Raw genomic sequence first — 13,771 nt, 5'->3', positions numbered from 1 at the left:
TTATATTGCCCGGCGGCTTGCCATTCTGTTCTTCTCGCTTCTGGCGGCCTGTGTGGTTCTGTTCATACTGCTCAGGCTTCTGCCCGGTGATCCGGCGAATTCGCTGATCTCCGTGGGCGCCGACGAGGCGCAGATCGCAGCCGCGCGGCGGCAGGTCGGTTCCGATCTGCCGCTCGCCCAGCAATTTCTCCAGTTCATCACCAGTCTGGCGCGTTTCGATCTCGGCACGTCCTTTGTCAGCCGCACGCCCGTGCTGCCGGAAATCATGGACCGTCTCGCCGTTACGCTGCCGCTGACCGTGCTGTCGTTCCTGCTGGCGCTGGTGATCGCCGTGCCGCTCGGCATTCTGTCGGCGGTGAAGGCCGACCGCTGGTATGGCGCGGCCATCTCGGTCGTCTCGCAGCTCGGCATCGCCATCCCCGTTTTCTGGGTGGGCATTCTTCTGGTCACGCTGTTTGCCGTCAATCTGCGGCTCTTTCCCTCCGGCGGCTTTCCGCCGCGCGGGTGGGACGCGCCGGTCGAGGCGCTGCGCACGCTGTTTTTGCCGATCCTCACCATCGCCATCGTGATGTCCGCCTCGCTTCTGCGCTATGTGCGCTCGGCCACGCAGGATGTGCTGGGCAGCGACTATCTGCGCACGGCGCGCGCGCTTGGCGCAGGCTTTTCCGAAGCGCTGGTGCGCCATGGCATCCGCAATGGCGCGGTGCCGGTCATGTCGATCCTCGGCATCGAGCTTGCAACGGCGCTCCTTGGTGCGGTGGTGGTCGAGCGGGTGTTCAACCTGCCGGGTCTCGGCTCCATGTTGCTGCTTGCCATCGAGCAGCGCGATTATCCGAACATTCAGGGCGTTCTCTTCATCTCCACGCTGCTGGTTCTCCTGATCGGTTTCCTTGCCGATCTCGGCCAGCGGCTGGTCGATCCGAGGCTGCGTGAGAGCCGGGGAGCGCGGTCATGAGTGGGCAGGTGGAAACGGCGACGGTGCCGAACAGGCGCGGTTCCCTCACGCTTACTGTCGGGCTGGTTCTCGTCGGACTTCATGTGGCGGTCGCGCTGCTGACGCTGGTGTGGACGCCCTACGACCCCACGGGCATGGCCGGCGGGCGGCTTGAAGCGCCGTCGCTTGCCCACTGGGCCGGCACGGATCGTCTCGGGCGCGATCTCTTCACGCAGATCATGATCGGCTCGCGCATCGCGCTGATCGTCGGATTCGGTGCGGTGGCCATCGCGGCCACGATCGGCGTCACGCTTGGCGTTCTGTCGGCCTTCGCCACGCGTTATCTCGATGACATTCTGGCTGCCGCCTTCGACATTCTGATCGCCTTCCCGACGCTGCTTCTGGCCATGCTTGTGGTGGCGGCAACCGAGAGCGCGAGCCTGTTTTCCGCCACGCTGGCGCTGGGCATCGCCATTTCAGCCATTGTCGCGCGGCTGACCCGCATTCTCGCCAAGCGCATTCTGTCGATGGATTACATCACCGCAGCGCGCACGGCGGGAGCCTCCTGGCCAAGCATCGTCTTCCGCCATCTCCTGCCCAACATCTGGCCCATGCTGGCGGTAAACTTTGCACTGCAGTTCGGCCTCGCCGTCATTGCGGAGGCTTCGCTCTCCTATCTCGGTCTTGGCGCGCCGCCGCCCAACGCCTCGTGGGGACGCCTGCTGCAGGAGGCGCAGGGCACCGTCTACACCGCGCCCTTCGGCGCCATTGCGCCAGGCATCGCGCTCGTCACGCTGGTGATTGGCATGAACCTTCTGGCCGATGGGTTGCGCGAAGCGGGCGACCCGACCCGGAGGGGCCGGCAATGAGCCTTCTCGACATTCGCGGCCTGACGCTGAGCACCGGCGGTCAGACACTGGTTTCCGACGTCTCCCTCTCCATCTCGCCCGGTGAACGGCTTGGCCTGATCGGTGAATCCGGTTCCGGCAAGTCGCTCACCGCGCTTGCCACCATTGGTCTTCTGCCGCGTGGGTTCCGGGTCGAGGGCTCCATCACGCTCGATGGCCATAAGGTCGTAGGAGCATCCGAAAGCGCGATGATCGCCCTGCGTGGCGCGGCGGCGGCCACCGTGTTTCAGGAGCCGCTTACCGCGCTCAACCCCTTGATGAAGGTGGGGAAGCAGGTTGCCGAGCCGGTCATCCGCCGGCACCGCCGCGCCGGCGAAACGGTCGACCGCGCAGCCGTTGCGCGCGAGGTGCGCTCGCTGCTTGAGCGCGTGTCGCTTCCCGACATCGACCGGATCGTAAAATCCTATCCTTACGAGATTTCGGGTGGACAGCGTCAACGCGTGGCCATTGCCATGGCGCTCGCCTGTCGCCCGAAACTGCTGATCGCGGACGAACCAACCACGGCGCTCGACGTCACCACGCAGGTGGAAATCCTCGATCTCCTCTCGGGTCTCGTTCGCGAAGACGACATGGCGCTTCTCTTCATCAGCCACGATCTTCCGGTGGTGGCGCGCGTGACTGAAAACGTTGTCGTTCTGCGCCGTGGCGAGGTCATCGAGCGGGGTGAGGTTCACGCCGTGTTCGATGAACCGAAACACGAATACACGAAGGCGCTGGTCGGCGCGGCGACCGCGTTCGACAAGGCGCTGGGGCCTGCACGATGAGCCTGATTTCACTCGACAATGTGGCCTTTGGCTATTCGCGCAAACAGCAGGTGCTGCACGATGTCTCGTTCAGCCTTCGCCCCGGCGTGAATGTGGGGCTGGTGGGGGAGTCCGGCTCCGGCAAGTCCACAATCCTGAAGCTTTTGCTCGGGCTGGCGCGTCCGACCGGCGGGCGAATTCAATTCGGCGACGCCGAACTCAACCCGCGTGACCGCGCCTTCATGCGCGATTACCGCAAGGCGGTTCAGGCGGTGTTTCAGGATCCCTATTCCTCGCTCGACCCACGCCAGAAGGTGCAGTCGATCATCGCCGAACCATTGCGGGCGCTGCGCATTCCCGGCTCTCATCAGGAGGCGGTTGAAAAGGCGATCCACGATGTCGGCCTGCCGGCGGATGCCATTGACCGTTATCCGCATGAATTTTCCGGTGGTCAGCGTCAGCGCATCGCCATTGCGCGCGCCATCGTCGCGCGTCCGCAGCTCATTCTTGCGGATGAAGCGGTCAGTGCGCTGGATCTCTCGACGCGGGCCCGTATTGTCGATCTTCTCAAGGCGCTGTCGGAAGAGATGACGATCCTGCTCGTCTCGCACGATCTGGCGGTTGTCGCGGCGCTTTGCGAGGAGATCGTCATTCTGGAAAAGGGGAAGGTCGTCGAAAGCGGCAGGACCGCCGACATTCTTGCAAACCCCGCGCACCCCTATACGCAGAAGCTGCTTGCGAGCGTGCCGCGGATGCCGGCCTGAGGCCGGCACCCGCTAAATACGCTTTATTGGTCGATCTCAACCCAGAGGGGCTGGTGGTCGGAGCCCTGCGCATCCATGTCGATCCAGGCGCGCTTGACGCTCGCGGCCATGTTCGAGCTCACCACGCAATGGTCGATTCGCACGCCCGTGCCGATGAAGCTAACGCCTTCAGCCTCGTCATTACCGGCGGCCACCCATGCATCGGTAAACCCGCCATCCTGCACGAGGCGGCCATGCCTCTCCGAGCGGTCGCCGATCAAAAGCGCATATTCCTCGCTGTCGGGCGTGAAGTTGAAATCGCCCATCACGATGGTGCGCTCGGGCACGGGCGGCGGCGGGATCTCATACCAGTCGCCGGCGATGCTTCCGCCCCATGCGGAACCGCGATGGGAGGCGTTGAGGAGCAGGTCCATCGCATGATGCACCTGCGGCAACCGCGTTTGCGGGCCGATATGATCGAAATGGACCGAGCAGAAGCGCAGCGGGCCGGCGTCCGTCCTGATCACCGTTTCAATCATTGCGCGCTGCTGGTGATACTGGTTCGTCAGCGCCATCTTGGGCAGAAGATGGTTCATTGAGGACAGGATCGGCCAGCGCGACAGCACCATGTTGCCGACCTGCCGGCGGCGATGCGTGACCGTGCCGTCATCGGCGACGATCGAGGCGTCGATGTCGATGCCGGGGCCATAGACCCAGTGATAATCCGGCAGGCGCGCGCCGATCTCCTGCGCCTGATGCACGAGCCCGGTGCGCGGGAAATGGGTTTCCACTTCCTGCAGGGCGATCAGGTCCGCGCCTTCGATTTCCGAGACGATGCGGTCGAGGTTGAACTGCTCGTCCTTCCCCTTGGAATACTGGATGTTGTAGCTGACGAGCTTCATTGAATGGCTCCGGAAACGGTGAGGTCGCTGGTCTTCTGGAAGGTTGCGGGCAGGGCACCTGTCTGACCGGCTTTCGTGCCTGCGCCCGCGATGCGTTTTTCGGTGGTCGGGTCGAAGAGATGCACGCTTTCCGCCGCTATCGAGAGCGAGCAGGGCGTGCCCGGTGCCGGGTGCTTGCGCCCAGCGGAGTGCAGCACGAAGTCACGTCCGGCGAGACGGCCATGCATCAATCGGCCACTGCCCTGTTCTTCGGAGAAGTCGAAAGCGACGGTCAGAAGGTTTGGGTCGTTTGCGTCGGGTGCGATCTTCAGGTCTTCAGGCCGCAGGCCCACGATGACCGACTGGCCGGCGATGGTCTTGCCGATGCCGGGGTCTATGGGCAGGCGGAATTGTGTGTTGTCGATCACCGCAAAGGTGCCGTCCTCGGAGACACCACAGGGCAGGAAGTTCATCGCCGGTGAGCCGATGAAACCGCCAACATAGACGCTGGCAGGTGCGTGGTAGACCTCTTCCGGCGTGCCGACCTGCTCGATCCGGCCCCCGTTCATCACCACCAGACGGTCGGCAAGCGACATGGCTTCCACCTGATCATGTGTGACAAAGACAGAGGTGGCTTTCAGCGCGCGGTGAAGGCGGCGGATTTCAAGACGCATCTGCACGCGCAGCTTGGCGTCGAGGTTGGAAAGCGGCTCGTCGAACAGGAACACTTTCGGCTCGCGCACGATGGCGCGACCCATAGCGACGCGCTGGCGCTGGCCGCCCGAAAGCTGCGCCGGCTTGCGGTCGAGAAGCTGGTCGAGGCCGAGGCTCTTTGCGGTGGCTTCCACCTTCTGCATCCGTTCGACCCTACGCATGCCGCCGACTTTCAGCGCGTAGCCGATGTTCTGCGCGACGGTCATGTGCGGGTAGAGCGCATAGTTCTGGAAGACCATGGCGCAGCCGCGCTCGCGCGGTTCGAGTTTGTTCACCACCGTGTTCTCGATGGCGATCTCGCCGGCGCTGATTTCTTCAAGCCCGGCGATCATGCGCAGCAGCGTGGACTTGCCGCAGCCCGAAGGGCCGAGAATGACGATGAACTCGCCATTGTGGATATCGAGGTCGACACCGTGGACGACCTGGTTTTTCCCGTAGAATTTTTCGACCTTGCGAATATCGATATCGGCCATGATGACAGCCTTTCCTGAAGTTATTTTTCGGTGCTGATGAGGCCGCGCACGAACCAGCGTTGCATCAGGACAACGACGAGCAGCGGCGGCAGCATGACGATGAGTGTGCCGGCCATGGCGACATTCCAGTCGGCAATGGCGTCAGGGCCGGGGATGAGACGGCGCAACTCCATCACCACGGTGGAGTAGTTGGCCCGGTCGGTGATGATCAGAAGCGGCCACAGATACTGGTTCCACGCATAGACGAACATGATGGTGGCAAGAGCCGCGATGTTGGTGCGTGACAGCGGCAGAAGCACTTCGATGAAGAAGCGGAAGGGGCCGGAGCCGTCCATCTTGGCCGCTTCCACCAGTTCGTCGGGAATGGTGAGGAAGAACTGGCGATAGAGGAATGTGCCGGTCGCCGTCGCCACCAGCGGCAGGATCAGGCCGGTATAGGAATTCAACATGTTCCATTCGAGCGAGAGCTCGACGCCCGAGATCTGCGCGATGAGCCAGCTTATGCCCGTTGCATCGAGAATGGTCTGGAACGGGTAGAGCGCGTTGGCGGCCACCGAGTAGGTCGGCACGATGCGGACTTCCAGCGGCAACATCAGGGTGATGAAGATCACCCAGAAAAACACCATGCGCAGGCGGTAGTTGAAGAACACGATGGAGAAGGCGCTGATGGCCGAGATGATCACCTTGCCGATCACGACAGCGATGGCGACGATCATGGAATTCATGAACTTCACGCCGAATTCGGCGCGGGTCCATGCGGCGGTGAGGTTGTTCCACAATTCACCGCCCGGCAGGTAGTGCACGTTGGGCGAGTTGACCTCGGCCACCGTCAGCGTGGCGGCAACGAATGCGAGCCAGATCGGCACGATCAGAAGCAGGGCGCCGGCGACGAGGATTACATGGGTGAGAATGTTGAGGAGTGGGGTGCGTTCGATCATGGCTGGCTCCTCACGTGTAGTGCACGCGGCGTTCGATGAAGCGGAACTGGAAGAAGGTCATGAGGATGACGAGCCCCATGAGAACCAGTGATTGCGCAGCGGCACCGGAATAATCGAGCCCCTGAAAGCCATCCACATAGATCTTGTAGACCATGAGCTCGGTGGCGCGGGCCGGACCGCCCTCGGTGAGAATGTCGACGATGCCGAAGGAGTCCGTGAAGGAATCCGTCATGTTGATGACCAGCAGGAAGAAGATGGTCGGCGCGAGCAGCGGAAGCTGCAGGTCGAGCATGCGGCGCATGACGCGCGCGCCGTCCATGGAGCCTGCCTCGATCAGCGAGCGCGGAATGGATTGGAGACCGGCCAGAAAGAAGATGAAGGAATACGAGACCTGTTTCCACGCCTGGGTGATGATGATCGCCGTCATGGCGTCGACACCGGAGAGCGCCGGGTTCCACAAGCCGGGCGACAGCGTGTTCAGATAGGCGAAGACACCGGATTGTGGATTGAAAAGAAAGCGGAACGCAAGCGCGGCGGCGGGAGCCGCGATGGCATAGGGCCAGATCATGCCGACGCGGAAGAAGCGATAGCCGCGCAATTGTCTGTCGGCGAAGAGCGCCAGCACCAGCGCGATGGACATGGCAAGCCCGGTCGAAAGTACGGCAAAGACGATGCTGCGCCAGATCGAGGCCCAGTAGGTCTCGTCGGAGAAAACCGCCTTGAAATTGTCGAGCCCGACCCATTGATTGCCGCCGCCGAAGGGCTGCTCAAGGGTGAAGGCCCAATACATGGCCTGCGATGCCGGCCAGTAGAAGAACACGAAGATGATCAGCAACTGGGGGGCAATGAAGAGATAGGCCAGCCAGTTGGCCTTGAAATAAGCGCGCTTTTGCATGGACGTTCCGGGGGTTGCGGAGACAGGCTGAGATGGTTGCGCCACGGCTCATCGAGCCGTGGCGCAGCGTGTTTGGCCTGCTTCAGGGAAGCGTCTTGCCTTTGTAGGTGCGCTCGAATTTGCGCAGGATCGTGTTGGAGCGGCTGACGGCATCGTCCAGTGCCTCCTGCGGGGTTTTCTGGCCGCTCAGGACAGCCTGCATCTGCGAGGTCCATTCGGCGCGGATCTGCACGAAGTTTCCAAGACGGATGCCGCGGGTCAGTGGCGTGACCGGCGTGTAGGTGAGGGATTCAATGGCCTTCTCGCGACCCTTGTAAGGGCGCTCGTCGTAAAAGCCTTTCTTGACGAGATAGTCGAAGCCTTCGTCAGTCACCGGAATATAGCCTGTCACCGTGCTCCAGAATTCGGCGGATTCGGGCTTGGCGAGGAATTTGAAATATTCGGCAGCGCCGCGATACTGCTCATCGGTCTTGCCCGACAGCGTCCAGAGCGATGCACCGCCCACGACCGAGTTCTTTCGCTCCGTGCCCTCATAGACCGGCAGCATGGCCACATCCCAAAGGAAACCCTCGCCGACCTGCTCGGTGACGGCCTGGTGGCTTGCGATGGAACCGAAGTAGTGCGCGCACTCGCCCGCTGCAAAGGCATCGCGCTCGGAGAGGCCGGTTTCACGGGTCTTGATGACCAGAAGGCCCTCGTCGATCCAGCGCTTGATGTTCTTCATGTGCTTTGCATGGAGCGTGGTGTTGAACACCACTTCGGCGTCGAGGCCGTCATAGCCATTGTTCTTCGTGGCGATCGGCTCGCCATGAACCATGGAGAACTGCTCCAGGTCGACCCATGAGGATGGCGCATAGCCAGCGGGGCATGCGCTGCCGGCTTCCTTGAGTTCGCGCAGGACCTGCTCATACTCTTCCCAGGTCTTCGGCGCCTCGTCGCGGCCGATTGATTTGTAGGCGTCGACGTTCCAGTACATCATCGCCGTCGAGGAATTGAACGGCATGGACCACAGACGGCCCTGCGAATCCGCATAATAGTTGGCGATGCCCGGGAAATAGGAATCCCAGTTGATGTCGATGCCATGGTCTTCCATCAGCTTGTAAGCCGGGTAAACCTGGCCGGAGAGCATCAGGTCAGGTGCCGAGACCTCAACACCCTGCACGATGGTGGGGTGCTTCTTGGCGCGGAAGGCGGCGATGGTGTTCTGCAGAGCCGTGGCATAATCGCCCTGGCTGACGCAGGAAATTTCGTATGTGTCCTGGGAGGCGTTGAAACGGTCACAGGTGGCCTGAACCTGGTCGCCTAACTGGCCTGTCAGGCCATACCAGTATTCGAATTTCACCTTCTCGGCCATGGCCGATGTGGACAGTGCCAACAGCGCGAACGCGCTTGCGATGAATGTCTTTTGCATCTTGGTTTCCTTGGGTGGAAGAAGCGGTCGCCGGCACCAATACCGGTCGCGCCTTGGCTATCGGTGCGCCTTGACAGTCGGGTGACCGCGAAGTGAAACTTATTTGACAGTGCCCGGCTATATTATTAGCCGACTACTTTCTCGCGTTCGGCACTGCCTTCCGCATGGTTGCGCCGTTTGCCGAACAGGCCGTCGGCCATTTCCGCGTGGCGGTGAATGTAGTCATGGAAATGCACAAGCGTGCTGTGCTCGTCAGCCAGAACCACGGCGTACTGAGCGGGGCCATCGAGCCGCAGCGGCTGGCCGGGCATGCCTGGCAGGTGCGCGTTGACATCGTAGTGGTTGCCCGAAATCGTGGTCAGCGGGATGCCGTGCCACAGGCCCGTCGTCTGCCGGTGCACATGACCGGCAATGACCTGGCGGATGTCGGGGTGCGTCTTCAGAACATCGCGGAACCTGTCGGATTCCTGCAGCTTGATCTGGTCCACGGGCATGTGGAGATCGTTTGCATGGTGGTGCATGACGATGATGACTGGCCGATCCTTCGCCTCTTCGAGACGTGCGGCCAACCATGAAAGGCGCGTTTCGCAAAGCACGCCGCTGACGATCTCCGGCTCGGAGGAATCGATGACGATGACGCGGTAGCCCTTGACGTCGATGGCCTTCTGAATGTGGCCATTTTCATCGTCGTGCAGGGTGCCGAAGACCTGCTTGAACCGGTCGCGGTGATCGTGATTGCCGAGCGTGAGCACGACCGGCATTTTAAGCTGGTCGATCATGCGGTCGAGAATCTCATAGGCGGGCACTTCACCGCGATCGGCAAGATCGCCGGCGAAGATGCAGAAATCCGCGTCGCCATGATTGGTGTTGGCGCTGTCGATTGCCGCCTGAAGGCGCCTGGTCGTGTCCAGGCCGTTTGTGGCGACACCCTCGGGTGAAAGGTGAATGTCGCTCATGACGATGAATTTCAGCATGACTGTCCCGCTTTTGTGTTGGGTCTTGTTTCATGGGCCGGATGGCCGATGAGCAGCGGGTATCATTTCTCCATGTCGGGCAACTGACAGATTTGTTGCGGCTGCACGACAGTGCGGTGACTGGAGGCGTGGAAGCGGATGAGAAGCTTCAGACTTCGGCGGAGATCGCGTATTTCTCGATCATGGTTTCGAGATAGCTCGCCGCTTCATCGCCCTTGAGCGCATCGCCCCAGAGGCCCTCGGCGATGTCTTCATGCAGTTTCATCGCTTCGGGAGCGGAGGTGATGAGCGCCACGCCGACACGAATGTTCGGCTGTTCGCCGAGCCGGAAGGGGCTGATTGCCAGCACCGATCTATCCTGCTGGCGGAATATCTGGAAACTTGTCGCCGGGACGGGCTCGCGCACAATGCCGATCTGGATGCCAATGGGCTGCTCGCGCAGCATGGTCAGAATGTATTCGGCCTCGCGGCGCGCCTGCAGGCGGCGCTTGTTCACCACGTCAGGCGGCAGGTCGTGCCGTCCGATCAGGCCGTGAAGCAGAAACCCTTCCAGATCGGACGAGGCGATGAGGCTCACGATCAGCGGGCGGCGCAGGCGAAACGCCTTCTTTCGTGCCCGCAGAATGTCGATCAGCGCGTCCACCACTTCGCCCGAAAGCCCCTCGGGATCGATCTCGGGCGGCACGGATTCCCGCAGCACTTCCTGCAGCGCGTCGTCATAGGCATCCGAGGTCAGTAGATAGGAGACGGGACTGAACAGGCCGATCACCTGCTGGCAGTCATCTTCAAGCTGGCGCATACGCTCAAAGAAGGCAATGGCGCTCGACACATATTCCACGCCGACGCCCATCAGGCTGGGCAGCGAAACGCCCAGCTCGTCGGCGATGCTCGTGAGCATCTCGATCTTGCGGATTTCGCCTTTCTCGGCGCGGTAGAGAGCGGCGCGCGAGATACCGAGCTTCTCTGCCAGTTCGTCGGGAGCAAGGCCCTTGCCGAGACGATACGCGCGCAGCCGGGCACCGATGTCGCTGAATCTGATCAAGTCGCCCTGTGACACGCTTTTTTCTCGCAAGTTCCCGTTCCTTCCGTTATCGGGTGCCCTGTATCGGGTTGTCAACGAAGATGCTCAAATAAGCGTTGAAAGCTCATAAATTGGACAAAAGTGCAATCCGTCTCAATTTTGAGAATTTCGTTGACAGGCTATTTCGGGGCTCGTAGTCTGCGTTTTCAAAAAAGCAATGGAGGCGGAACAATGAAACATCTCATTCGCAAACTGGCTGCAACGACCGTGATGGGTGTCGCTGGCGCGGCATTCGCGACAGGCGTCTGGGCAGCGGATTTCGTGGCCAAGATCGGTCATCTGGAATCGGCGCAGCAGTCGCGCCATGTTCATCTTGAGAAGGTAGCCAAGCTGGTCAATGAGCGGACCGACGGTGCGGTGGAGTTCCAGCTCTTCCCGCAGGGCCAGCTCGGCCAGCAGCGCGAAATGACCGAGGGTGTCCAGCTTGGCACGCTCGAGGCAACGGTTGCTCCGGCTGCCTTCCTTGGCGGCTTCAACCCTGCCGTCTCTATTATGGATATCCCCTTCCTGCTTCCCGACAATGACGAGACCGCACAGAAGATCCGCGGCGGTGCGTTCGGCGAGGCACTTTGCGAAAGCTTCAATTCGCGCGGTGTGACCTGCATCGGCCTGTGGCCCAATGGCAAGAAGAACTTCACCTCTTCCAAGCCGCTTGCAAGCCTTGAGGACTTTGCCGGCCAGAAGTTCCGCGTGATGGATTCCAATATCCTGATCGAGCAGTTCAACTCGCTTGGCGCTTCGGCCATCGCGCTGCCGTTCGGCGAGCTCTACACCGCGCTGCAGACCGGCGTTGTCGATGGCGAGGAAAACCCGCTCGACACGATCCAGCGCATGAAATTCTACGAAGTGCAGAAGCATCTCGTGCTGTCCGATCATGGCGCGATGGAAGATGTGATCCTCTTCAATCCGGCCTGGTGGGCTAGCCTTCCCGAGGAGCATCAGAAAACCATTGTCGATGCCTTCAACGAGGTTATTCCCGAGCTCATCAATCACAAGGCCGAGGCGGTTGCCGCAGCGCTTGAGGAGATCAAGGCTTCCGGCATCGACATCCGCGAGATGAGCGACGACGAAAAGGCCGCGTTCCGCGACAAGATGTATCCGGCAGCTCGTGCTGCCTATATCGAGCGTGCGGGCGACGAGGGCGAGAAGCTGATCGCCATCTATGAAAAGGAATATGAGGCGGCAGCCGCACAGTAAGCGCCGCCTCTTACCTGAACCGAAGCATTGACTTTCATATGCCGGGCTCCCTCGCGGGCCCGGCAGCGGTTCCCTTTTTCCAAGGATTGAGACGTTGAAAGCACTTGCCATCATCAGAACAGCCGAGCGCATAGCAGCGGTCTCCATCTTCCTGGTCATGGTCGCGCTCTATTTCGCCAATGTTCTGGCGCGTCAGGTCGGTGGCACCTTCGCCTCCGAGTTTGCCTGGGTCGAGGAAGCCGTGCGGCTGATGAGCCTCTTCCTCGTTTTCCTCACGGTCGGTCTTGCCCTTGAGAAAGGACGTCATGCCGGTGTGCACACCTGGCGCGACCGCATTGCGCGGGCGACAGGGCTGCCGCTGAGAAAGATCATCGACGCGGTCGGCTTTGTGTTCTGCATTTATCTTGTCTGGCTCGGCTACCAGATGACCGCCTTCGTATACGGCATGGGTCAGAAGAGCCCGACGCTGAACATCCCGGTCTTCTGGATCTATCTCGCGCCCACCATCGGTTTTGCGCTCATGGCGCTGCGCTTCGCGCTCAGCTTCTTCGGCCGCATCGATCGCTTCGCCGGACAGGCGTCGGAGGAATAATGATCCTTTTCGCACTCGTCATCATTGTCGCGGTTCTGCTGCTGGTCCTCGGTTTCGAGATGTTTCTCGTGCTGGGCGTGCCGGCGCTCATGATCAAGGAATTCTTCTACGGCAACCTGCCTGATCCGGTGGTCATTCAGAAGGTTCTCGGCGGCATCAACCACACGACGCTTCTGGCCATTCCCTTCTTCATCCTTGCGGCCGAGCTGATGGGCGAGGGGCAGATCGCGCGCCGCCTCACCGGCCTTGTCAAGGTGTTGGTCGGCCATCTGCGCGGGGGCATGGGCTACACCACCATTGGCGGCTCCATGGCGTTCGGTTCGGTCTCCGGCTCCGCACCGGCCACCGTCGCAGCCATGGCGCGCATGGTCTATCCAGAAATGCGCAAGGCCGGTTTCAGCGACAAATTCTCGCTCGGCCTCATCGTTTCCAGCGCCGAGACGGCGCTGCTCATTCCGCCGTCCATCACCTTCATCATCTATGGCTGGATGACAGGCACCTCGGTTGCCAAGCTCTTCGTCGGCGGTCTGGCCGTCGGACTGGTGCTCGGCCTTGCCTTCGCCATCATGGCGGCGCTCGAAGCGCGCCGCTCCGACGTCGAGCGCGGGCCGCGTACAAGCTGGCGCGAGCGCGTGATCGCGATCCGGGACGCCGGCTGGGCGCTCGGCATGCCGATCATCATTCTGGGCGGCATTTACAGCGGCTATTTCACACCCACCGAGGCCGCGGCGGCCAGCGTCGTCTACGCCATTTTCGTGGAAGGCGTGATCTTCCGCGAGCTGACCTTCCGCAAGCTTTTTGCCATCACGGAGCGTGCGGCGATCTCCACCGCCATCATCTTCGTTCTTCTGGCGATGGGCGGCCTGCTCTCCTATTTCATCACGCTGGCGCAGGTGCCATCGGCGATCACGGCGTTTCTCGACGCAATCCATGCCGGGCCGATCATGTTCCTCCTGATTGTGAACATCAGCTTCCTGATCGCCGGCATGTTCATCGATCCGAATTCGGCGCTCTTGATCCTCGTTCCGCCGCTTTATCCCGTGGCAACGGCGCTCGGCATCGATCCGGTCCATTTCGGCATGATCGTCACGCTGAACATCTCCATAGGCATGATCACGCCGCCCTTCGGGCTCGACATTTTCGTGGCGTCCTCGACGCTCTCCAAGCCGGTTCTGACGATCATTTCGGGCCTGTGGCCCTTCATCATCGCGAACCTCATCGTGCTGGCGATCATCACCTATGTGCCCGACATTTCCACCTTCCTGCCCAACCTCGTGTTCGGCTGAC

General features: G+C 61.3%; 14 protein-coding genes. 7 read left to right on the top strand and 7 right to left on the bottom strand.

Annotated features, from left to right (window positions below; all coding sequences use genetic code 11):
• Positions 1-4 precede the first annotated feature (4 nt).
• The 4 genes from KUG85_RS19470 to KUG85_RS19455 are packed head-to-tail and all read left to right on the top strand — an operon-like array spanning position 5 to position 3,349.
• Positions 5-955, top strand: coding sequence for an ABC transporter permease (locus KUG85_RS19470; RefSeq protein WP_255606500.1), 951 nt, complete (start codon positions 5-7; stop codon positions 953-955).
• A complete protein-coding gene (locus KUG85_RS19465; protein ID WP_223006432.1) occupies positions 952-1,803 on the top strand; it encodes an ABC transporter permease in 852 nt (283 codons plus the stop codon). The genes KUG85_RS19470 and KUG85_RS19465 overlap by 4 nt, the downstream gene beginning before the upstream one ends.
• Positions 1,800-2,606, top strand: a complete 807-nt coding sequence (locus KUG85_RS19460) for an ATP-binding cassette domain-containing protein (RefSeq protein ID WP_223006431.1) — start codon at positions 1,800-1,802, stop codon at positions 2,604-2,606. Before KUG85_RS19465 ends, KUG85_RS19460 begins: the two co-directional genes overlap by 4 nt.
• Entirely contained in the window at positions 2,603-3,349 is a 747-nt protein-coding gene (locus KUG85_RS19455) for an ABC transporter ATP-binding protein (RefSeq protein ID WP_223006430.1), read from the top strand. The genes KUG85_RS19460 and KUG85_RS19455 overlap by 4 nt, the downstream gene beginning before the upstream one ends.
• A gap of 23 nt (positions 3,350-3,372) precedes the next feature.
• On the opposite strand, the gene KUG85_RS19450 is transcribed toward KUG85_RS19455, so the two are convergent.
• The 7 genes from KUG85_RS19450 to KUG85_RS19420 form a co-directional block, all read right to left on the bottom strand.
• Positions 3,373-4,230 carry an endonuclease/exonuclease/phosphatase family protein gene (locus KUG85_RS19450; protein WP_223006429.1) on the bottom strand — a complete coding sequence of 286 codons (858 nt, stop codon included), beginning with the start codon at positions 4,228-4,230 and terminating at the stop codon, positions 3,373-3,375.
• Complete coding sequence (ugpC, locus tag KUG85_RS19445) at positions 4,227-5,396, bottom strand: sn-glycerol-3-phosphate ABC transporter ATP-binding protein UgpC (protein ID WP_223006428.1); 1,170 nt, start codon at positions 5,394-5,396, stop codon at positions 4,227-4,229. The genes KUG85_RS19450 and ugpC overlap by 4 nt, the downstream gene beginning before the upstream one ends.
• Positions 5,397-5,416: 20 nt before the next feature.
• Entirely contained in the window at positions 5,417-6,334 is a 918-nt protein-coding gene (locus tag KUG85_RS19440) for an ABC transporter permease subunit (protein WP_223006427.1), read from the bottom strand.
• Positions 6,335-6,344: 10 nt separating this feature from the next.
• Positions 6,345-7,229, bottom strand: a complete 885-nt coding sequence (locus KUG85_RS19435) for an ABC transporter permease subunit (protein ID WP_223006426.1) — start codon at positions 7,227-7,229, stop codon at positions 6,345-6,347.
• A gap of 82 nt (positions 7,230-7,311) precedes the next feature.
• Positions 7,312-8,640, bottom strand: a complete 1,329-nt coding sequence (locus KUG85_RS19430; RefSeq protein WP_223006425.1) for an extracellular solute-binding protein — start codon at positions 8,638-8,640, stop codon at positions 7,312-7,314.
• 125 nt (positions 8,641-8,765) lie between these two features.
• Complete coding sequence (locus KUG85_RS19425; RefSeq protein ID WP_223006424.1) at positions 8,766-9,596, bottom strand: phosphodiesterase; 831 nt, start codon at positions 9,594-9,596, stop codon at positions 8,766-8,768.
• A gap of 166 nt (positions 9,597-9,762) precedes the next feature.
• Positions 9,763-10,656, bottom strand: coding sequence for a helix-turn-helix domain-containing protein (locus KUG85_RS19420; RefSeq protein WP_245291865.1), 894 nt, complete (start codon positions 10,654-10,656; stop codon positions 9,763-9,765).
• A 210-nt stretch (positions 10,657-10,866) separates the two neighbouring features.
• On the opposite strand from KUG85_RS19420, the gene KUG85_RS19415 reads away from it, so the two are divergent.
• From KUG85_RS19415 to KUG85_RS19405, 3 genes are all read left to right on the top strand, one after another.
• Positions 10,867-11,892 carry a TRAP transporter substrate-binding protein gene (locus tag KUG85_RS19415; RefSeq protein WP_065817812.1) on the top strand — a complete coding sequence of 342 codons (1,026 nt, stop codon included), beginning with the start codon at positions 10,867-10,869 and terminating at the stop codon, positions 11,890-11,892.
• A 94-nt stretch (positions 11,893-11,986) separates the two neighbouring features.
• Positions 11,987-12,484 carry a TRAP transporter small permease gene (locus KUG85_RS19410; protein WP_223006423.1) on the top strand — a complete coding sequence of 166 codons (498 nt, stop codon included), beginning with the start codon at positions 11,987-11,989 and terminating at the stop codon, positions 12,482-12,484.
• Positions 12,484-13,770: a TRAP transporter large permease gene (locus tag KUG85_RS19405; protein ID WP_223006422.1), complete on the top strand. Its 1,287-nt coding sequence runs from the start codon at positions 12,484-12,486 to the stop codon at positions 13,768-13,770. The genes KUG85_RS19410 and KUG85_RS19405 overlap by 1 nt, the downstream gene beginning before the upstream one ends.
• The last annotated feature ends 1 nt before the right edge of the window (position 13,771 follow it).

Source organism: Nitratireductor rhodophyticola (assembly GCF_019891355.1).
GTDB lineage: Bacteria > Pseudomonadota > Alphaproteobacteria > Rhizobiales > Rhizobiaceae > Nitratireductor > Nitratireductor rhodophyticola.
Note: the sequence above shows the minus strand (reverse complement) of the source record. Positions and strands in the feature narration are given on the sequence as shown.